19 protein-coding genes are annotated in these 18348 nt (G+C 55.5%); 17 read left to right on the forward strand and 2 right to left on the reverse strand.

Annotation, left to right across the window (positions count from 1 at the left end; all coding sequences use genetic code 11):
- The first annotated feature begins 10 nt into the window (after window positions 1-10).
- Complete coding sequence (gene sppA / locus ACU6TU_RS06270) at window positions 11-1117, forward strand: signal peptide peptidase SppA (RefSeq protein WP_447143705.1); 1107 nt, start codon at window positions 11-13, stop codon at window positions 1115-1117.
- Between the two features lie 9 nt (window positions 1118-1126).
- Here the strand turns inward: sppA and ACU6TU_RS06275 are convergent, their stop codons facing one another.
- Window positions 1127-1735, reverse strand: coding sequence for a Maf family protein (locus ACU6TU_RS06275; protein WP_447143706.1), 609 nt, complete (start codon window positions 1733-1735; stop codon window positions 1127-1129).
- 137 nt (window positions 1736-1872) lie between these two features.
- Between ACU6TU_RS06275 and ACU6TU_RS06280 the strand changes: the two genes are divergently transcribed.
- From ACU6TU_RS06280 to ACU6TU_RS06350, 15 genes are all read left to right on the forward strand, one after another.
- A complete protein-coding gene (locus tag ACU6TU_RS06280; protein ID WP_447143707.1) occupies window positions 1873-2421 on the forward strand; it encodes a YceD family protein in 549 nt (182 codons plus the stop codon).
- Between the two features lie 30 nt (window positions 2422-2451).
- Window positions 2452-2622, forward strand: coding sequence for a 50S ribosomal protein L32 (gene rpmF / locus ACU6TU_RS06285; RefSeq protein WP_087109291.1), 171 nt, complete (start codon window positions 2452-2454; stop codon window positions 2620-2622).
- Window positions 2623-2683: 61 nt separating this feature from the next.
- Window positions 2684-3742 (forward strand): phosphate acyltransferase PlsX, encoded by a 1059-nt coding sequence (plsX, locus tag ACU6TU_RS06290; RefSeq protein WP_447143708.1) that lies wholly within the window; start codon window positions 2684-2686, stop codon window positions 3740-3742.
- Window positions 3743-3875: 133 nt separating this feature from the next.
- Window positions 3876-4847: an ACP S-malonyltransferase gene (gene fabD / locus ACU6TU_RS06295; RefSeq protein ID WP_447143709.1), complete on the forward strand. Its 972-nt coding sequence runs from the start codon at window positions 3876-3878 to the stop codon at window positions 4845-4847.
- A 44-nt stretch (window positions 4848-4891) separates the two neighbouring features.
- Complete coding sequence (gene fabG, locus ACU6TU_RS06300) at window positions 4892-5635, forward strand: 3-oxoacyl-ACP reductase FabG (protein WP_447143710.1); 744 nt, start codon at window positions 4892-4894, stop codon at window positions 5633-5635.
- A 123-nt stretch (window positions 5636-5758) separates the two neighbouring features.
- Entirely contained in the window at window positions 5759-5992 is a 234-nt protein-coding gene (gene acpP, locus ACU6TU_RS06305) for an acyl carrier protein (protein WP_447143711.1), read from the forward strand.
- Between the two features lie 298 nt (window positions 5993-6290).
- Window positions 6291-7529 carry a beta-ketoacyl-ACP synthase II gene (fabF, locus tag ACU6TU_RS06310; RefSeq protein ID WP_447143712.1) on the forward strand — a complete coding sequence of 413 codons (1239 nt, stop codon included), beginning with the start codon at window positions 6291-6293 and terminating at the stop codon, window positions 7527-7529.
- 32 nt (window positions 7530-7561) lie between these two features.
- Entirely contained in the window at window positions 7562-8386 is an 825-nt protein-coding gene (pabC, locus tag ACU6TU_RS06315; protein WP_447143713.1) for an aminodeoxychorismate lyase, read from the forward strand.
- A gap of 135 nt (window positions 8387-8521) precedes the next feature.
- The gene (gene mltG, locus ACU6TU_RS06320; RefSeq protein WP_447143714.1) at window positions 8522-9532 is read left to right on the forward strand and encodes an endolytic transglycosylase MltG; all 1011 of its coding nucleotides are present in this window, start codon (window positions 8522-8524) and stop codon (window positions 9530-9532) included.
- 43 nt (window positions 9533-9575) lie between these two features.
- Window positions 9576-10232 (forward strand): dTMP kinase, encoded by a 657-nt coding sequence (gene tmk / locus ACU6TU_RS06325; RefSeq protein WP_447143715.1) that lies wholly within the window; start codon window positions 9576-9578, stop codon window positions 10230-10232.
- On the forward strand, window positions 10229-11209 hold the full coding sequence (locus tag ACU6TU_RS06330; protein WP_447144196.1) for a DNA polymerase III subunit delta': 981 nt from the start codon (window positions 10229-10231) through the stop codon (window positions 11207-11209). The genes tmk and ACU6TU_RS06330 overlap by 4 nt, the downstream gene beginning before the upstream one ends.
- A 23-nt stretch (window positions 11210-11232) precedes the next feature.
- The gene (locus ACU6TU_RS06335) at window positions 11233-11568 is read left to right on the forward strand and encodes a PilZ domain-containing protein (protein ID WP_447143716.1); all 336 of its coding nucleotides are present in this window, start codon (window positions 11233-11235) and stop codon (window positions 11566-11568) included.
- 72 nt (window positions 11569-11640) lie between these two features.
- Window positions 11641-12474 (forward strand): TatD family hydrolase, encoded by an 834-nt coding sequence (locus tag ACU6TU_RS06340; protein WP_447143717.1) that lies wholly within the window; start codon window positions 11641-11643, stop codon window positions 12472-12474.
- Window positions 12475-12510: 36 nt separating this feature from the next.
- Complete coding sequence (locus ACU6TU_RS06345; RefSeq protein ID WP_447143718.1) at window positions 12511-13062, forward strand: DUF1285 domain-containing protein; 552 nt, start codon at window positions 12511-12513, stop codon at window positions 13060-13062.
- Window positions 13059-15329: an ATP-dependent helicase gene (locus tag ACU6TU_RS06350; protein ID WP_447143719.1), complete on the forward strand. Its 2271-nt coding sequence runs from the start codon at window positions 13059-13061 to the stop codon at window positions 15327-15329. Before ACU6TU_RS06345 ends, ACU6TU_RS06350 begins: the two co-directional genes overlap by 4 nt.
- A gap of 70 nt (window positions 15330-15399) precedes the next feature.
- On the opposite strand, the gene ACU6TU_RS06355 is transcribed toward ACU6TU_RS06350, so the two are convergent.
- A complete protein-coding gene (locus tag ACU6TU_RS06355) occupies window positions 15400-17040 on the reverse strand; it encodes an electron transfer flavoprotein-ubiquinone oxidoreductase (protein WP_447144197.1) in 1641 nt (546 codons plus the stop codon).
- A 489-nt stretch (window positions 17041-17529) separates the two neighbouring features.
- Between ACU6TU_RS06355 and ACU6TU_RS06360 the strand changes: the two genes are divergently transcribed.
- Entirely contained in the window at window positions 17530-18279 is a 750-nt protein-coding gene (locus tag ACU6TU_RS06360; RefSeq protein WP_447143720.1) for an electron transfer flavoprotein subunit beta/FixA family protein, read from the forward strand.
- Window positions 18280-18348: the final 69 nt, after the last annotated feature.

An 18348-nucleotide genomic window follows, 5' to 3' on the forward strand; every position in this document is an offset into this window, starting at 1 on the left:
AGGAATGACCATGCGTGATGACGAATCACCCAAAGAGCCTGACAAGCCGGATTACGACCCGTGGACGCAAAACACTGCGTCTGAAAAGCAGGAGCGCCCTGACGCCTCTGAGCACACAACCAATTCCGACGATGCCCAGACGCTGATCGAGCGTCAGCGTTTGATGCAGATGGAAATGATGGACCGCTGGATTGGTGGGGTGTTGACGGAGCAGCGTCGAAGCAGGCGATGGAAACTGTTTTTCCGCTTTATTTTCGTTGCTATCCTGCTGGCAGCATTATGGTTAGGTTTTTCCAGCGCTATGTTTGCGGGTGCCGGACGCGCCATGCCTTCTCAGCCTCACCTGGGGGTTGTGTCGGTAGAGGGTATGATTGCCAGTGATTCACCTGCCAATGCAGAGCGCCTTATCCAGGGGTTAAATCGTGCCTGGTCGGCCGAATCGACCGAAGCAGTGGTATTACAGATTAACAGCCCAGGTGGCAGCCCTGTGCAGTCACAGCGTATCTACGCAGAGATCATGCGCCTGCGAGAGGCCGGTGATAAGCCGATTATCGCGGTAATTGAAGATCTTGGGGCCAGTGGTGCTTATTACATTGCGTCGGCGGCCGATGAGATTGCCGCCTCACCGGCAAGTCTGGTGGGCAGCATCGGGGTGATTTTTGCGGGATTTGGTTTTGAGCGCGCCATTGATTCGCTGGGAGTTGAGCGCCGTGTGTTCACTGCGGGTGAAAACAAGGCATTCCTGGATCCTTTCAAGCCGTTGGATGAAGACACTGCAGCGTTCTGGCAACAGGTGCTGGATAACACGCATCAGCAGTTTATCGATGACGTGATGGCGGGGCGTGGTGAGCGTCTAAGCGATAACGACGAGATCTTTTCGGGCTTGATCTGGAGTGGCGAGCAGGCGATCGAGCTGGGTCTGATCGACCGCCTTGACTCGTTGGAGTCACTGTCGCGTGAGTATTTTGACGAGTCCCGGTGGGAAGACTACACACCTGCTATTGATCCGTTCGAGCGCTTTACGCGACGCTTTGCTCAAACCGCTGCCCAATGGTTGGGCGTTAGCACATCGCCTTCGCCGATTTCGTTTCAGTTGCCATCAGGCTCAGGTCTGTAACGCTGCCCACTAACTGGAGAAGGTGCTAGCGTCAAGCGGGTTGATGCCCGCCTGGCGCAACATGTTGCACAGGGCGATCAGAGGCAAGCCAATCAAGGCGTTGGGGTCTTTGCCTTTCAGTGATTCAAACAGTGCAATCCCAAGGCCTTCCATGCGAAAGCTGCCAGCGCTGTCGAGAGGCAGTTCCTGGGTAACATAGTAATTAATCTCGGCATCCGAAAGAGGGCGAAAGACAACCTCGAAATCCTCGATATGCACCTGGTGTTGCTGTTGGCGGGTGTCAAGCAACGCCAGGCCGGTAAGAAAAGTCACGCGTTGGCCTGAAAAACGGCGCAAATTGGCGCAGGCTTTTTCCACGCTATGCGGTTTGCCCAGAATATCGTTTTCAAAGACGGCGATCTGATCAGAGCCAATAATGCAGTGATTGGGAAAGTCGTCCGCGACCGCTTGCGCTTTACTCAGTGCCAGGCGATGAACGAGCGCACGAGGCGATTCATTGTGGCGCGGTGTTTCATCAATGTCCGGTGAATGCGCTTGATAAGGGATGCGCAGGCGGTCAAGGAGGCCGCGTCGGGAGGCGGAACTAGACGCAAGCACGAGCGGACAGTTAGCTGACATGATGGAACCCCTGTGGCGAAAACGGTAAGAAAGAAGCGTTTTGTGTAGTGTAAACAAGCGCGCCTTGCGCGCCTACCTGTAAGAAATGTCGTGCTGGCTTTGACAGCGGCGGGGGGAGTGCCTATCATTGCGCGCCTATGTTGACCTCACAAATCCCTAGCCGGGTTGAGCCTTATAAGCTTGCAGCCCGCCATGAACGTCTGGAAGGCACGGTTGCGCTTGATTCATTGGCGCGCCTGGCTGAAGAAGCCGGTCAGCAAACCGGAGAGTGCCATGTGGTACTGGAGTTTGCTATCAATGCCCAAGGACGTCGTGAAATTCGTGGCCACCTGCAAGCGGAGCTGTCGCTTGCCTGTCGTCGTTGCCTGGAACCCATGCTGGAAACGGTTGAAAGCCATTTTCTGCTCGGTATGATCAGCGATGAAGCGCTTGCAGGCGAATTGCCGGCGAGTCATGAGCCCGTGTTAGTGGAAAATGAACAGCTTGATTTGCTGACCGTGGTGGAAGACGAGTTAATTCTCAGCCTTCCGCAAGTTATCTATCACGACGAGCAGGATTGTCGTGTTTCAGCAGAACAGCTGGTCAGCAATGCTGATGAAGTCAGTGACACCGCTTCATCAGCAAAAAATCCCTTTGCCGTTCTGAGTGCGTTGAAAAACGACAGCACGACAAAAGGCAATAAATAGTCTTTTTCTATACACCTGGAGTAACTACCCATGGCAGTTCAAAAGAACCGTAAAACCCGTTCCAAGCGCGGTATGCGTCGTAGCCACGATGCGCTGAGCGCACCGACCTTGTCTCAGGACAAAGAAACCGGCACGACTCACCTTCGTCACCATGTGGCGGCAGACGGTTTCTATCGTGGCCGTAAAGTGGTCGAGGTATAACGCTCGCAACATCCGCCGCTCTGGCCGGGCAATGGTGATCCACTAGATATGGCTCATTAACGTGCGTATTGCGATTGATGTTATGGGCGGGGACTTAGGTCCTCCGGCCATCATTGAAGGAGCAGCCAAGGCTGCGTGCCTGTATCCTGATACTCAGTTACTGCTGTATGGCCCGAGTCGGCAGATTTCTGCTGAGCTTACGCGCTTGCCGCAGCCCCTGGCTGCGGCAAGATCGCGTATGGTGGTCTGTGATGCCAGCGAAGTTGTGTCGTCTGATGCGACGGCCGCCTGGGCATTACGCCACGGTCAGCAGACGAGCATGGCAAAGATGCTGCGCTCACTTGTCCAACCTGACCCGTCTTTCATGGTTGATGCTGCTGTCAGTGCTGGCAATACGGCTGCCCTGGTGGCGTTGGCGCGCCGGGAAACAGGCACTCTACCCTCAATTACCCGTCCCGCTATCAGCACATCGATCCCGACACGTAACGGTAAACGCTGTTATCTGCTTGATCTGGGTGCCAATGTAGATTCGCCTGCCACGCGGTTGGTAGAATTTGCATTGATGGGGGCAGTGATGGCGCAATGCGTCGACGGCATTGCTGCGCCTCAGGTTGCCCTGCTTAATGTAGGCGTAGAAGCTACCAAAGGTGGGCGGACAGTGCGTGAGGCCGACGCGCTGATACGCCAGATGAGAGCATCGTTGCCGTTCGATTATCAAGGCTATGCTGAAGGTGGTGACCTGTTCAAAGGCCATCTTGATGTGATGGTTTGTGATGGTTTTGTAGGGAACGCAGTGCTTAAGTCCAGTGAAGGGTTGGCTCGCATGCTGGTCGAGCGAGTGCAGGCGACATTTGAATCCCGGTTGAGTGGGCGTCTGGTAGGGTTGTTGGCCAGGCCAGCACTCAAGCGACTCAAGCAGGAGCTTGATCCGGTTCGTTACAATGGTGCGAGTCTGTTGGGTCTGTCACGTACAGTGATCAAAAGTCATGGTGCGACCCATGCCGACGGATTCTGCTATGCCGTTATTCGCGCCATTGAAGAGGTGACTCGAAAGTTGCCTGAACGACTTTCAGAGCGCCTTTTACAGTTGCCTGCTGGTTATAAGCAGCACGGAAAGTAATGTTGTGCGCAGGATTTTTAACGTAAAGCGTATCTGAGTATGTGCTTTACGACACCTGTCCAATGTGCAAATTGATCGACCGGTGTCTATCGCTCATTATGAGCAAATGCCAACAAGAGCAAAGGTGAACGACATGTCTCAACCCCTTGCCCTCATTTTTCCCGGGCAAGGCTCTCAACAGCTGGGAATGCTTAGAGAGCTGGCCGAGCGCTACAGTGTAGTAGGAACCACATTTGAAGAAGCAGCGGATGCATTGAAGTACGATCTTTGGAAAGTGGTTCAGGAAGGTCCGGAAACGTCTCTCAATGCAACCGCCTGCACTCAGCCGGCACTGCTGGCTTCCAGTGTGGCTATCTGGCGCATCTGGCAGGAGCTTGAAGGGCCACGACCGGGTGTGATGGCAGGTCACAGCCTTGGCGAGTACAGTGCCATGGTTTGTGCCGGTGTTATCAGCTTTGCTGAAGGGATCAAACTGGTTCGCCTGCGCGGTGAGGCAATGCAGGATGCCGTCCCGGCGGGTCAAGGTGGTATGGCCGCCATTCTCGGGCTTGAAAATGATGCGGTAGAAGCTGCATGTGAAAAAGCTGCCCAAGGGGATGTTGTCTCCGCCGTTAACTATAACTCCCCTGGGCAGGTGGTGATCGCCGGTTCGAAAGCTGCCGTGGAAAGAGCGATTGCTGCCTGTCAGGAAGCGGGTGCCAAGCGGGCTATGCCGCTGCCTGTATCCGTTCCTTCGCATTGTGCCTTGATGAAACCCGCTGCAGAGCGTCTCTCGCAAGCGATGAAGGAAATTGAGCTGCGAGCCCCACGTTACCGTGTGATTCAGAACGTTGATGCTCAGGCGCATGCGGATGTGGAAACGTTGCGCACACGCCTCGTTGAGCAGCTTTACCGGCCGGTGCGCTGGTCTGACTGCGTGGAGGCCATGAGCGCTCAAGGCGCTCGGACCTTCATCGAATGTGGCCCAGGCAAGGTGCTAACGGGTCTGAATAAGCGTATTGTGCGGGGAAGCAAAGGCTTGGCGGTTAACGATCCTGACAGTTTGAGCGCTGCGTTGGAGCTGGCGCGTGAAACGCTAGCTGGCAGCGACGAGACAGTTCGCTGATCGGGATCGGAGTCGAGACACAATTCTATAAAGGGCTTTACGTGATGACTCAAGAACGCAGAGTAGCACTGGTAACCGGCGCTAGCCGTGGAATCGGTCGCGCGGTTGCACATGAGTTGGCTCGCCAGGGGCGCATTGTGGTGGGTACCGCTACCAGCGACGCTGGCGCAGAAAAAATTGACGCTGACTTTAAAGCGCAAGGTTTTGAAGGCGTGGGGATGTGCCTGAATGTTAACGACCAGGCCAGCATTGACAGTGTTCTTAAGCAGGTAACCGAGCAGTTTGGTGCTCCGACGATTCTGGTCAATAACGCCGGTATCACTCGTGATAACCTGCTGATGCGGATGAAAGAAGACGAGTGGGATGATGTGTTGGATACCAACCTCAAGTCAGTCTACCGTGTCAGTAAGGCCTGTCTTCGGGGTATGACGAAAGCGCGTTTCGGTCGTATTGTGTCGATCAGTTCTGTTGTGGCTGCCATGGGTAATCTGGGGCAGGCCAACTACGCAGCAGCGAAAGCGGGTATGGAAGGGTTTAGCCGTTCTCTGGCCAGGGAAGTGGCTTCGCGGAACATTACCGTTAATAATGTTGCCCCAGGGTTTATCGCGACGGATATGACCCAGGCATTGCCAGAAACACAGCATGAAATGCTGCTGAAACAGATTCCTTTGGCGCGCCTGGGTGCGCCGGAAGAGATAGCCGCTGCTGTTGGTTTTCTGACCAGTGATGCAGCGGGTTACATCACCGGAGAGACGCTACAGGTCAACGGTGGCATGAATATGCGATGATGCCTTTGATTTTCGCGGTTGCGTCTATCAAGGGGCGTCTATAAACTACTCCGCAGCTTTTGGCTTGCGGTTTCCAACTGGCTGTTTTTTTGAACGGCTAATGTGAATAACTGGAGTACGTTAATGAGTACAATCGAAGAGCGCGTTAAAAAAGTCGTGGCCGAGCGCCTAAATGTTAAAGAAGAAGACATCCAGAATGGATCTTCCTTTACTGAAGACTTGGGTGCTGATTCTCTCGACACGGTCGAGCTGGTAATGGCGCTGGAAGAGGAATTCGATACTGAAATTCCTGACGAAGAAGCTGAAAAAATCACCACGGTTCAGGAAGCTATCGACTACGTTAACACCCATCAGTAAGGGTGGCGTCGATGCCATGAGCCCAGGCGGCTTAACCGCCTGATGAAAAGCCGCCCTTATTTGGGGCGGCTTTCTTGTTTCAGCCTATGTTCAAATGGAAACGTTCAAATGGAAACGTTCGAATGGTACATGCTGGAATGGCAAAAAGTGGCGGTTAAATTTCGTTATACTGTCGATCTGTGGCAATGTAACGCAATCTTTAGTTGTTAAGCGCAATATTGCTGACTCATTCAAGTGATTGACAGGTGCAGCAGAACCTGGACGGGTCAAGTCACCATGGATGCCTGGAGGAAAACGAATGGCACGCAAAAGGGTAGTGGTAACTGGGTTAGGCCTGGTGACCCCTGTAGGAAATACTGTCGATGAATCATGGACAAATATCACTGAGGGTAACAGTGGTATTGTTCCCATTGAACATTTTGACACCAACGGCTTAAACACGCGTTTTGGTGGTTCGGTCAAGGCATTTGACATTAGCCCGTACCTGAATCCAAAAGAAGCGCGCAAGATGGATCTGTTTATTCAATACGGAATGGCTGCCGGTGCTCAGGCAATTACGGATTCAGGCATTGAGTGCACTGAAGAGAACGCTGAGCGTATCGGTGTAGCGATTGGTTCCGGTATCGGTGGTCTGCCGATGATCGAACACAATCATCTCGCCTTGTTGAACAGTGGCCCGCGGCGCATTTCGCCCTTTTTCGTACCGGGTTCGATCATCAACATGATTTCGGGCAATCTTGCCATTCAGCATGGCTTCAAAGGCCCTAATATTGCTATTACGACGGCCTGTACGACGGGTACTCATAATATCGGTTACAGCGCGCGTACCATTGCTTATGGTGATGCCGATATCATGGTATGTGGTGGTGCTGAAATGGCCACGACGCCCTTGGGTCTGGGAGGGTTCTCGGCCGCTCGTGCACTATCAACCCGTAATGACGACCCTCAGGCTGCCAGCCGCCCATGGGACGCCGATCGAGATGGTTTTGTACTCTCGGACGGTGCCGGTGTACTGGTGCTTGAAGAGTATGAGCATGCCAAGGCTCGGGGGGCGCACATCTACGCTGAGCTGGTAGGTTTCGGCATGAGTGATGACGCCTATCACATGACGTCCCCGCCGGAAGATGGCAACGGTGCCGCTCTGTCGATGCGCAATGCTATCCGTGATGCACAGCTTGAACCAGCCGATGTGAATTACATCAATGCGCATGGCACCTCTACCCAGGCTGGCGATCTTGCTGAAAGCCGCGCGATTGAGCATGTGATGGGAGATGCCGCCAGGCAGGTGGCAGTAAGCTCCACCAAATCGATGATTGGGCATCTGCTAGGCGCCGCCGGTGCCGTTGAGGCTGTGTTCAGCGTGCTGGCCATTCGTGACCAGGTCGCGCCGCCAACCATCAATCTGGACAATCCGCAGGAAGGCTGCAATCTCGATTACGTGCCGCACACCGCACGCAACATGAAAATTGACGTGGCGCTGTCCAACTCATTCGGTTTTGGTGGCACCAATGGGTCCTTGCTGTTCAAGAAAGTCTGATTGACAAGGCGTTTGATGTAAGCGGGGCGTAGATGGCTTTTTTACCCACGGTACCGTTTGATGACCGCGGTTTTGCCTACGGTGATGGTGTGTTCGAAACGCTGTTGCTACGTAATGGCCAACCGGTGCTGTGGGATTTTCACCGTGCTCGGCTATGGCGTGGCTGTGAAGTGTTGGGGATAACACCGCCCTCGGATCAGTCACTGGAGGCTACCTGGCAGGCTGCCGCCCCCAGCAGTGCTGAAACTGGCCAATCGGCCTGGCTTGAGGTGCTGAAAATCGTCGTTACGCGAGGGAGTGGTGGCCGAGGTTACGCCTCGCCCGCTGAGCCGGTGACGCGTCTGTTAAGTCAACGCTCGCCTTTTTCGCCTGCTCCAGCGCGCTGGCAGCAGGGAGTATCGGTGTGCCTTTGTCGCATGCGCCTTGGTCAACAGCCAGCGCTGGCGGGAATCAAACACCTCAACCGGCTGGAAAACGTCATGGCGCGCCGTGAATGGCAGCGTGATGATATTGCCGAAGGATTGCTTGCGGATCAGCAGGGTAACGTCATCGAGGCCACCAGTATGAATCTTTTCTGGCAGCAGGACGGTAAGCTTTGGACACCAGACCTGCAGCAGTGCGGCGTTGCGGGAACGTTGCGCGCGGCGCTGTTAAAGGAACAGTGGGTACAAGTGGGGTCACTGTCAATAAATGACCTGACGGCCGTCGAACATTTATGGGTAGGCAATTCCGTACAGGGCGTGTGGCCGGTGACAGCGTTGGTATCAGCTGAGGGTGAGGTTCAGCATCGTCTGCCTATTGCCGCTGATGACCCCCTCCAACCGGTGGCTCACTCCCTGTTGGGGTATCAAACGTAGCGACGATTTCTTGTTTTTAAGAACGGTTTTTAAGAACGGTTTTTAAAGACAGTTTTTAAGAACGGTTTTTAAAAGCAGTTTTTACTTGAGTCTTGAAAGACATATACCGCATTCATTATCAGGAGAGCTGGCGTCTTGAAACGTTTATTGGCTGTACTGCTAGGCGTCGTTTTATTGGCCGCACTAGGCGGAGCAGGTGGATATTATTACTGGCAGAGTCGTCTGGATGCGCCTTTGGCCGTTGATGCACCTACTCTTTATCAAGTGCCGCCGGGGGCAGGTTTTCACCGTGTGGTTAATGACCTGAGTGACCGCGGCATCATCAGTGATGCCTGGGCATTCCAGTTATTGACGCGCCTGGCGCCTGATGAGGTGCCGCCGATACGGGTGGGGGAGTATGAACTGCTGCCCGATATGCAGGGGCGTGACCTGCTGGCGATGTTTGAAAACAACGATGTGGTCACTTATACCCTGACCATACCGGAAGGTTGGACATTTCGTCAGATGCGCGCTGAGCTGGATGCCTCACCCAAGCTTGAGCATCGTACGGTGGACATGAGCGATGCTGATGTCATGGCGTTACTCGGTCGCGAAGACGAACACCCGGAAGGGCGGTTTTTCCCGGATACCTACCGCTACCACCTGGGCATGAGTGATGTGGATATACTGCGCCAATCATTGGAAAAAATGGATCGGTTGCTTCAGGTGGTCTGGGAGGAGCGCCAGGAAGATATTCCGTTGGCGTCTCCTTATGAAGCCTTGATTATGGCCTCATTGATCGAACGTGAAACCGGTGCCCCCCAGGAGCGTCGTGAGATTGCCGGTGTTTTCAAGCGTCGCCTCGAGAGCGGCATGCGCCTGCAGACGGATCCGACAGTGATCTATGGCATGGGTGAACGCTACGAGGGTCGCATCACTTACGCGGATCTGCGTGAAGAAACGCCGTATAACACCTACGTGATTGATGCCTTGCCACCCACCCCTATTGCCATGCCAGGGCGCGCGTCTCTGGAAGCGGCTGTCAATCCGCTGCCGGGTGAAACGCTCTATTTTGTGGCCAAAGGTGATGGAACACATCAGTTTTCGCGCACCCTGCGAGAACATAACAACGCCGTCAACCGCTATATCCGTAACCGTGATAACTGAAAGTAGTCAGGCGTCAAAGGCAGTGAACGTAGATGAGGCAATCATGAAGCAGCGCGGGCGTTTTATTACCCTGGAAGGTGGCGAAGGTGTCGGCAAATCAACCAATTTACACATGGTCGTGAGCTGGCTGCGCGAACAGGGGTATCCGGTAATCAGCACGCGGGAGCCGGGCGGAACGCCACGCGCTGAAGCCATGCGCGAACTGCTGCTTGACCCGGTGCCTGAGGAGCCGCTGAGCACCGACGCTGAGCTATTGCTGATGTTTGCAGCTCGGGCCCAGCATCTGAACGAAAAGATTCTACCGGCGCTGGCGCAGGGCACCTGGGTGGTGTGTGACCGTTTTACAGATGCTACGTATGCGTATCAAGGCGGCGGGCGAGGGATTGCCGCCGAACGCATCGCGACGCTGGAACACTTTGTTCAACACGGCCTGCAGCCCGACCTGACGTTATTGCTGGATATGCCTGCTGATGAAGGTTCACAGCGGGTGACGTCACGCTTGTCGCAATCCGGCGGCGAGCGTGATCGTTTCGAGCGCGAACAGCAGGAGTTTTTTAACGCCGTCAGGCAGGCCTACCTTGAGCGTGCTCAACAGGCCCCGCAACGTTTTGCTGTCATCGATGCGGCACATCCGCTGGAGGCGGTTCAAGCCTCTATCGCCAATGTGCTGGCCAGTCGGGTGGCAGCATGGCACCAATGACCTCGATACTGCCCTGGCATCAGCACGTCTGGGCGCAACTGATGCGCATGCAGCAAGGTCAGCGGTTCCCGCATGCGCTCTTGCTCCACGGGCCGCACGGCGTTGGCAAACAGCGTCTGGCTGAGGCGCTGGTTGCCCATATGCTGTGTGCTCAACCGGCGGAGCGCCCCTGTGGGCACTGCCATAGCTGCAAAATGCTGGCCTCTGGTTATCACCCGGATCTTTTACGTATCTCCCCGGAAGAGGGGAAGCGTCAGATCCGTATCGACCCGATCCGCGAGGTCAACCGGTTTGTCTCCCAGACGGCCCAGCAAAGTGGCTATCGGGTGATTGTCATATCACCGGCAGAAGCCATGAACATTGCCGCGTCCAATGCGCTGCTCAAAAGCCTGGAAGAGCCCGGCGATAAAACCCTGTTTATTTTGCTTTCGGATGTGCCTTCGCGGCTTTTGCCCACCATCCGTTCGCGCTGCCAGCAGTGGTCGTTGCCAACCGTAGGTTTTGCGGACTGTCGCGGCTGGCTGATTGAGCAGTTGCATAACGAAGAAGACGCCCATTTCTGGTGGCAAGTGTCGGGTGGCTTGCCCCTTTTAGCCGTCGAGTTGGCCGCCCCCGAACAGCGTGCGCTGCGTCATCAGCTGCATGACAGTTTTGAGCAGTTGATGCGCGGTGCCGAGCCCGTCAGCGAAGCGGCTCGGCTCGACCGTCAGGCGTTGGATGCTATCCTGTGGTACGGTATTGCCTGGCTTGAAGACCTGATTCGCTTCGGTCTTTCGGGCAACGAGTCAGGCCTGCACAACGCAGACCTGATTCCGCTTTATCGTCAGGCATTGAAAAACGGGCGCGTTCAGGATTGGTTTCGCCTGCTGGATTACGCACGCGAACAACGGCGGCTGCTGGCAGTTGGCGCCAACCCCAACCCGCAACTGGTTCTGGAAGCATGGCTGGTACGTTGGGCGGCCCTGCTGCGCTCATAAGTCGCCATGAGGAGTTGCCATCCATGACAACCCATAAAGCATTATCACTACATATTCCTGATATACCGACCCTGTTAGCGGCCTATATGCCGTTTCTGGAACGCGGAGGAATTTTCGTACCAACGCCGAAGCTATATACACTGGGTCAGTCCCTTGTCTTGCTGTTGACGCTGCCGGGGGATGACGAGCGGCTGGTGATTAACGGCAAGGTGGCCTGGGTTTCGCCTGAAGGGGTGACTGGACGGCGCATGCCGGGGATTGGTGTCCATTTCAAGCAGCAGGATCATAACGTACGTGATCGTATCGAGACCCTGCTGGCTGGGCAGCTGGATAAAGCTCTGCCTTCCTATACGTTGTAATCTGTATCGCTAACCTGATCTCACCGCCCACAGCGGTATTATTGTTTTCCTGTTTATTCTGCCGAGTATCCCATGTTCGTTGATTCACACTGCCATCTAGACCGCTTATCCGATAAAACCCACGGGGGAGACCTTAAGGCGACGTTAAATGCGGCAAGAGCGGCCAATGTCAGCCAGTTTCTGGCGATTGCCGTAACGCTGGAAGACGTTCCAGGGCTAGCCGCCATTGCACGTGAGCATGAGGATGTGGTGATTTCAGCCGGCCTTCACCCTCTGCACAGTGCAGAGGTGGAACCCGAGGTGAATGATATTGTGGAGGTGGCTGACCAATACGGGGCCGTGGCGATCGGTGAGTCCGGGTTGGACTATCATTATCGCGATAGCGTGCCAGCAGAGGTTCAGTATGAGCGTTTCAAGCGCCACCTGATGGCCGCACGCGAGCTTGAAGTGCCCATTGTGGTGCACAGTCGAGAGGCGAAAGCCGATACGCTGGCGTTACTGCGTGAGCATACGGACCCAAAGGTTGGGGGCGTTATACACTGCTTTACGGAAGATCTGGACATGGCCCGGGAAGCGGTCAGGTTAGGGTTTTATATTTCGCTGTCAGGCATTGTGACCTTTGCTAATGCGGCCTCGTTGAGGGAAGTAGCAAAACAGATTCCGCTGGACCGCTTACTGATCGAGACCGATAGCCCTTACCTGGCGCCGGTGCCGTATCGCGGCAAACCCAATGAGCCCGCCTGGGTCGTGCAGGTAGCTGAGTGCATTGCTGACGCCCGCGGTATCAGTGTTGATGAAGTGGCCATGCAGACCACGGTCAATTTCTATCACCTGTTCCGCAAGGCTGTTCCCGAAGCCCCCGCGAATGTGCGTGATGCGCTGGCACAAGCGGGTCTGGTAACCTGATGTTGATGTCACTTTTTACACGCGAGGGGTAAGGCCATGCAGATTGATCGTTTACTTCATCATTGCGATGCGGCAGCGGCGATTCCTCCGGTTGATCAGTGGCATCCTCCCTTGATTGGTGATATGCCGCTGGTTATCAAGGCCGATGGCCAATGGCTGCATGAAGGGCGCGCTTTTACGCGTCCCGCCCTGGTTCGTATGTTGGCGAGCCTGCTGCGTCAGGACCCGGAAGGAACCTGCCTGGTCACACCGGCAGAGCGTTGGCGTATTGAGGTAGAAGACTGCCCCTTTGTGATTGTTGAAGCCAGCTTGCGTGACGGCGACTGGTGGTTAACGACCCACTATGGCGATGAAATCCGCCTGGATGAGACGCACTCCCTGACCGTCACCACTACCCCTGAAAATGAAACGGTGCCCCAGGTAGCGGTGCGATTTGGCATGTCGGCGCGTCTGAACCGTAATGTGTATTACCAGCTGGTAGATGCCGCTGAAATCCGCGAGACGCAAAACGGTCATAGCGAAGTCGGCCTCTGGAGTGGTGGGCACTGGCAGGTATTGGGCGTGATTGACCCAGGCGAGGCGCTGTGAAGTTTTCCTTACAGCCGGGTTCGCGGCTGACCGCGCAACAGCAAGCGGTGGTGACTCATGAAGGTGGCCATGCCCGCGTAGCGGCAGTAGCAGGTGCCGGTAAAACCACGACCATGGCTGTGCGGGTGCTGCATCTGTTGGAGCAGGGGGTGTCCCCCAAAAGAATGCTGGTGCTGATGTTCAACCGCTCGGCAAGAGATGATTTCCAGCGCCGCCTTCAGCTGATGGCGGCGCAGGGTCAGCCACTGCCGGATATCCGCACCTTTCACTCACTAGGCTATCGGCTGACAAATAGCCTGTGCCGTTGGGGCGCTATTGAACCGCGCCGCCTTCTGTCAGCAGACTGGCAGCTGGAGCGCCTGCTCAAGCAGGCAAGCCTGGAGGTGCTGGCCAGCGAGCCGGAGCGCCGGGAAGCCGCGCTGGACGGCGAGCGACTGGAAGCCCTGGCGCATTTCTGTGGGTTGGTCAAAGCGGAAATGGCAGACCCCGCTGAGCTCTATCAACGCCTTCGCTATGAGCCGGATACCGACTACTTCCCCGCCGCGTTTCAGGCATCAGAAAGCCTGCTTCGCGAAACGGGGGTAATGACCTATGCCGATCTGCTCTATCGACCGTTACGTGCCCTGGAAGCGGATGATGCCTTGCGCCAGCGGGTGGAAGGTTTTCTTGATCACGTCATTATCGACGAATATCAGGACATCAACACTGCCCAGCAACGCCTGCTGGCGGTTTTGGCGGGGACCCGGGCCAAGGTGATGGCCGTGGGTGATGCCAATCAATGTATTTATGAATGGCGGGGCGCCCGGCCAGACACCATGCTGGAGAACTTTACGGCGACCTTTGGTGCGGCAACCGACTATCCGTTATCAATGACCTTTCGTCATGGCCATGCGCTGGCACTGGCTGCCAATCACGCCATTAATGCCAACCGTCGTCGTCCTGACCAACTATGCCTGGCCGCTGAAAATAATCCGTCTACCGATATTCGGGTCGGGCAGGGTAGCCGCCTGCTACTGGACACCCTGTTTGACTGGAAAGCCCAGGGGCGCCCATTAACGGATGCCTGCCTGCTGGTGCGTAGCTGGGCGCTGTCTGTTCCCGTTCAGCTGGCGCTCTTGCAGGCGGGGATTCCCTTTCGCATGCAGCGCGAAGACCGCTTTGTGTTTCGTTTGCCGCTGGTTCAGGCGCTGGCGGGTTATCTTAAGCTGGCGCGTCAGCCCGAATGGCTTAATGACCCGGAGTTAGTAACGCTTTTGCTGGCACAACCCACGCCGTTTGTGGCGCGCGAGCGCTTGCAGCGTCTGGCGTTGGAACTCACCCGCCTTCAGGCATGGCCACAGCGTGATTCCCCGACGCTATCTGATCTAAAACCCGGCCAGAAACGCACCCTCAAAAAGCGCTGGCAGCTGCTGTGCGAACTGCCGACGCTGCGCCATTGGCCAACCTCCAGGCTGCTCCACTACATCGTCGACACCATTGATGCAGAAAAGACCCTCAAGCGTGCTGCTGCTCGCCGCGATAAAGGCGAGGAGGATGTCCGTTTGCTGGATGTGTTGATCGAGCAGGCGGATAACGTCCAGAACCCGGAGGCGTTTATCGAACTGCTGGAACGCCCGGTTGAAAACCAGGCGGATGGCGTGCTTATTAGCACCGTCCACGGGGCCAAGGGGCTGGAATGGCCGCTGGTGGCCGTGGCAGGGGTTAATGAAGAAGACTTTCCCCACTATAGCCGCGATAACCCTTTGAATGATGAGCGGCTTGAAGAAGAACGTCGCCTGTTTTATGTCGCCATTACCCGCGCCCAGAAAACACTGATGCTACTGCACGATGGTGGTGATCATCGGCCTAGCCGTTTTATTGCCGAAAGCGCCTGGCAGGAATGCATGCAGGTGGCGAACGTAATGGAAAACGTAATGGAGGAAAATACAGCACAAGGCGTCGAGCAGAATAATGAACAAGGGGTCTTAAACGTAACCTCACCTGCTATTGTGAGCCGCTACCTGACCCTGGCAGGGTGTGACGAGATTAGCGTTACGGCGGCTCCCCAGCCCCCGCGCGTGGAAGAAAGTACCGCTGCCTATTCAACCCGCACGGATTACTATCCTGGCCAGCGGTTGCGTCATCATTTCTTCGGCGAAGGAGAAGTGGCCAGTGTGGAAGGGAGTGACGATAACCCTGTCATTGACGTGCGTTTTGCCGAAGCCGGTAGGCGGCGGCTGGTCGCCAGACAAGCGCCTATTGAGGTGCTAAGCCCCAAATCAGCGTGATATCACCGATCATCAAAGCCCCTCATCGCGAGGGGCTTTTTTGTTACCTACTGGGCCTGTTCTTACGCTTTTACATATTGGGATAATTAGGCCCGCCGCCGCCTTCCGGTGCCACCCAGGTGATGTTCTGGGCCGGGTCCTTGATATCACAGGTCTTGCAGTGCACGCAGTTCTGGAAGTTGATCTGGAACCTGGGATTGCCTGCGTCGTCTTCCACCACTTCGTACACGCCTGCCGGGCAATAGCGCTGGGCGGGTTCGGCGTAGGCCGGCAGGTTATCGCGAATCGGCAGTTCCGGGTCGCTTAACTGCAGGTGGCAAGGCTGGTTTTCTTCGTGATTGGTATTGGAGAGAAATACCGACGACGACTTATCAAAGGACAGTTTGCCATCCGGTTTGGGGTAGTCGATTTTCTCGAACTCGGCAGCGGGTTTGAGCGCGCCGTGGTCGGTGGTGGTGTCGTGAAGGTTGGGCAGTTTATTGCCCAGCAGCTGGTTGGCGAAGTTATAGGCACCGCCGCCGATTGTGCCGTATTTGTGAATTGCCGGGCCAAAGCTGGCGCTGGCCTTGAGTTCTTCATAGGCCCAGCTGGCTTCCCATTTCTCGGTGAAGGACGTTAGCTCCTGGCCACCTTCGTCGCCGTTCTGGATGGCTTCAAAGACGCTTTCCGCCGCCACCAGGCCGGATTTCATCGCCGTGTGCAGGCCCTTGATCTTGGAGAAGTTGAGCGTGCCCGCATCACAACCAATCAGCAGGCCACCGGCAAAGGTCATTTTCGGTAGGCAGTTCAGGCCGCCTTTGGTAATCGCCCGCGCGCCATAGGCTACTCGCTTGCCGCCTTGCAGATGCTGGCTGAGCACCGGGTGGTGCTTCATGCGCTGGAATTCGTCAAACGGCGATAGCCAGGGGTTCTGGTAGGAAAGATCCATGATCAGCCCGACCACCACCTGCTGGTTCTCCGCGTGATAAAGAAACCAGCCGCCGTGGGTTTTGCTATCCAGCGGCCAGCCGGAGCCGTGGAGCACCAGGCCGGGTTCGTGCTGCTCGGCGGGCACGTCCCATAGCTCTTTCAGGCCGATGCCGTAATGCTGCGGGTCGCGGCCTTCATCCAGGGAAAACTCGCTGATCAGACGCTTGCCCAGGTGGCCGCGGGCGCCTTCGGCAAACAGCGTATACTTGGCGCGCAGCTCCATGCCAGGCATATAGCCATCCTTGGGCTGGCCATCCGCGCCGACGCCCATATCGCCGATCAGAATGCCGCGCACGCTGTCATCTTCGATGATCACGTCCTGAGCGGCAAAGCCGGGGAAGATTTCCACGCCCAGCTCCTCAGCCTGCTCGCCCAGCCAGCGGGACAGGTTACCGGCGCTGATTACGTAGTTAGGTAGGTCGCCACCGGTGTTGTGCATGCTTTTCGGCACCAGGGCGTTGGGGATCTGCTGGCTTTTTTCGGCATCCTTGAGCAGATAGACCTCATCGCGGGTCGCCGGGGTGCTCAAAGGCGCGCCGCGCTCTTCCCAATCGGGGAACAGCTCGGCCAGCGCGCGGGGTTCGAACACGGCGCCAGAGAGGATGTGAGCGCCGACTTCGGAGCCTTTTTCGACCACACAGACCGTCAGTTCCTGCTCGGCCGCATTGGCCTGCTGCATCAGGCGGCAAGCCGCCGAGAGCCCGGACGGCCCGGCCCCCACGATAACGACGTCAAATTCCATGACATCACGTTCGATCTCATCACTCTCTACGGCATTGTTATCCACGGTAGTGTCTCCTTTTCAGTCATCCTATCGCGTTGTTATTTATATTCGTAAGCGGGCTGTGATAGCGCCGGGCCACAGGTATATAACGATAGAAGAATATGCGCTTAATTTTAAACGGTCGTTTGCTTCATGTTATCTAACATGATAGGCATAATACGGCTTGGTGACCATCCTTGATTGATAGAAGCAGCATAACGTGTGGCGAATTGAGTTGCAGCCTTAGCTACCGCGTATTAATACCAAGGGCGTAATGATTGTGTGTTGCCGCACGGCATAAGGCTGTGGCATGTTTGTCAGGTTTTTTATCGCTGTGTCTATCAAACGCTTGCATGAATGTTACCTGGCGATTGTTTCGCGTATTCAAGATAAGCTGAGTGTTTGCTAGATTAAGCGGTATCTTATTATTTCCAGTAAGTGCTCATCAGAAAGCCAAGCGAGGAATTTATGAAAGTACTCGTCGCGGTAAAACGCGTCATCGACTACAACGTTAAAATTCGTGTAAAAGCGGATCAATCCGACGTTGACCTCACCAATGTCAAAATGGCCATGAACCCGTTTTGTGAAATTGCCGTTGAAGAAGCTGTGCGCCTGAAAGAAAAGGGCGTGGCGACTGAGGTAGTGGCTGTTACCATTGGCCCCAAGGCAGCGCAGGAACAACTGCGTACCGCACTGGCACTGGGCGCTGACCGTGCCATTCATGTGCAGACTGATGAGCGGGTTGACTCGCTCGGTGCAGCAAAAGCGCTTGCCAAGCTGGTAGAAGAAGAGCAGCCCGGCCTGGTCGTGCTGGGTAAACAGGCCATCGACAGTGACAACAACCAGACAGGGCAGATGCTGGCGGCGCTGACCGATTTGCCGCAAGGTACCTTTGCCTCGGAAGTGGTCGTTGACGGTGAAAAGCTTAAAGTCACGCGTGAAATCGATGGCGGTCTGCAGACGATCGAACTTTCATTGCCGGCGATCGTCACGACTGACCTGCGCCTCAATGAGCCGCGTTATGCCAAATTGCCCGATATCATGAAAGCCAAGAAGAAGCCGATGGATGTGAAAACGCCTGAAGACCTCGGTGTTGATCTTTCCAGTAACGTTACGCTGGTCAAGGTCGAGTCACCCGCCGAGCGTAAGGGTGGCGTCAAGGTTGCCTCGGTAGATGAGCTGATCGACAAACTCAAAAACGAAGCCAAGGTTCTCTAACAAGGTTTTTAGAAACAAGGTTTTATAAACAAGACCTTCGAAGAAAAATCTTTTAAGAAAAACCTTTAA

It is taken from the genome of Halomonas sp. LS-001 (assembly GCF_052983955.1).

What these genes read in the sequence shown, in the direction of transcription:
- sppA (WP_447143705.1), top strand. Translation starts at nt 11, where the DNA reads ATGCGTGATGACGAATCACCCAAAGAGCCTGACAAGCCGGATTACGAC.
- ACU6TU_RS06275 (WP_447143706.1), bottom strand. Translation starts at nt 1,735, where the DNA reads ATGTCAGCTAACTGTCCGCTCGTGCTTGCGTCTAGTTCCGCCTCCCGA.
- ACU6TU_RS06280 (WP_447143707.1), top strand. Translation starts at nt 1,873, where the DNA reads ATGTTGACCTCACAAATCCCTAGCCGGGTTGAGCCTTATAAGCTTGCA.
- rpmF (WP_087109291.1), top strand. Translation starts at nt 2,452, where the DNA reads ATGGCAGTTCAAAAGAACCGTAAAACCCGTTCCAAGCGCGGTATGCGT.
- fabD (WP_447143709.1), top strand. Translation starts at nt 3,876, where the DNA reads ATGTCTCAACCCCTTGCCCTCATTTTTCCCGGGCAAGGCTCTCAACAG.
- fabG (WP_447143710.1), top strand. Translation starts at nt 4,892, where the DNA reads ATGACTCAAGAACGCAGAGTAGCACTGGTAACCGGCGCTAGCCGTGGA.
- acpP (WP_447143711.1), top strand. Translation starts at nt 5,759, where the DNA reads ATGAGTACAATCGAAGAGCGCGTTAAAAAAGTCGTGGCCGAGCGCCTA.
- fabF (WP_447143712.1), top strand. Translation starts at nt 6,291, where the DNA reads ATGGCACGCAAAAGGGTAGTGGTAACTGGGTTAGGCCTGGTGACCCCT.
- pabC (WP_447143713.1), top strand. Translation starts at nt 7,562, where the DNA reads ATGGCTTTTTTACCCACGGTACCGTTTGATGACCGCGGTTTTGCCTAC.
- tmk (WP_447143715.1), top strand. Translation starts at nt 9,576, where the DNA reads ATGAAGCAGCGCGGGCGTTTTATTACCCTGGAAGGTGGCGAAGGTGTC.
- ACU6TU_RS06330 (WP_447144196.1), top strand. Translation starts at nt 10,229, where the DNA reads ATGACCTCGATACTGCCCTGGCATCAGCACGTCTGGGCGCAACTGATG.
- ACU6TU_RS06335 (WP_447143716.1), top strand. Translation starts at nt 11,233, where the DNA reads ATGACAACCCATAAAGCATTATCACTACATATTCCTGATATACCGACC.
- ACU6TU_RS06340 (WP_447143717.1), top strand. Translation starts at nt 11,641, where the DNA reads ATGTTCGTTGATTCACACTGCCATCTAGACCGCTTATCCGATAAAACC.
- ACU6TU_RS06345 (WP_447143718.1), top strand. Translation starts at nt 12,511, where the DNA reads ATGCAGATTGATCGTTTACTTCATCATTGCGATGCGGCAGCGGCGATT.
- ACU6TU_RS06355 (WP_447144197.1), bottom strand. Translation starts at nt 17,040, where the DNA reads ATGGAATTTGACGTCGTTATCGTGGGGGCCGGGCCGTCCGGGCTCTCG.
- ACU6TU_RS06360 (WP_447143720.1), top strand. Translation starts at nt 17,530, where the DNA reads ATGAAAGTACTCGTCGCGGTAAAACGCGTCATCGACTACAACGTTAAA.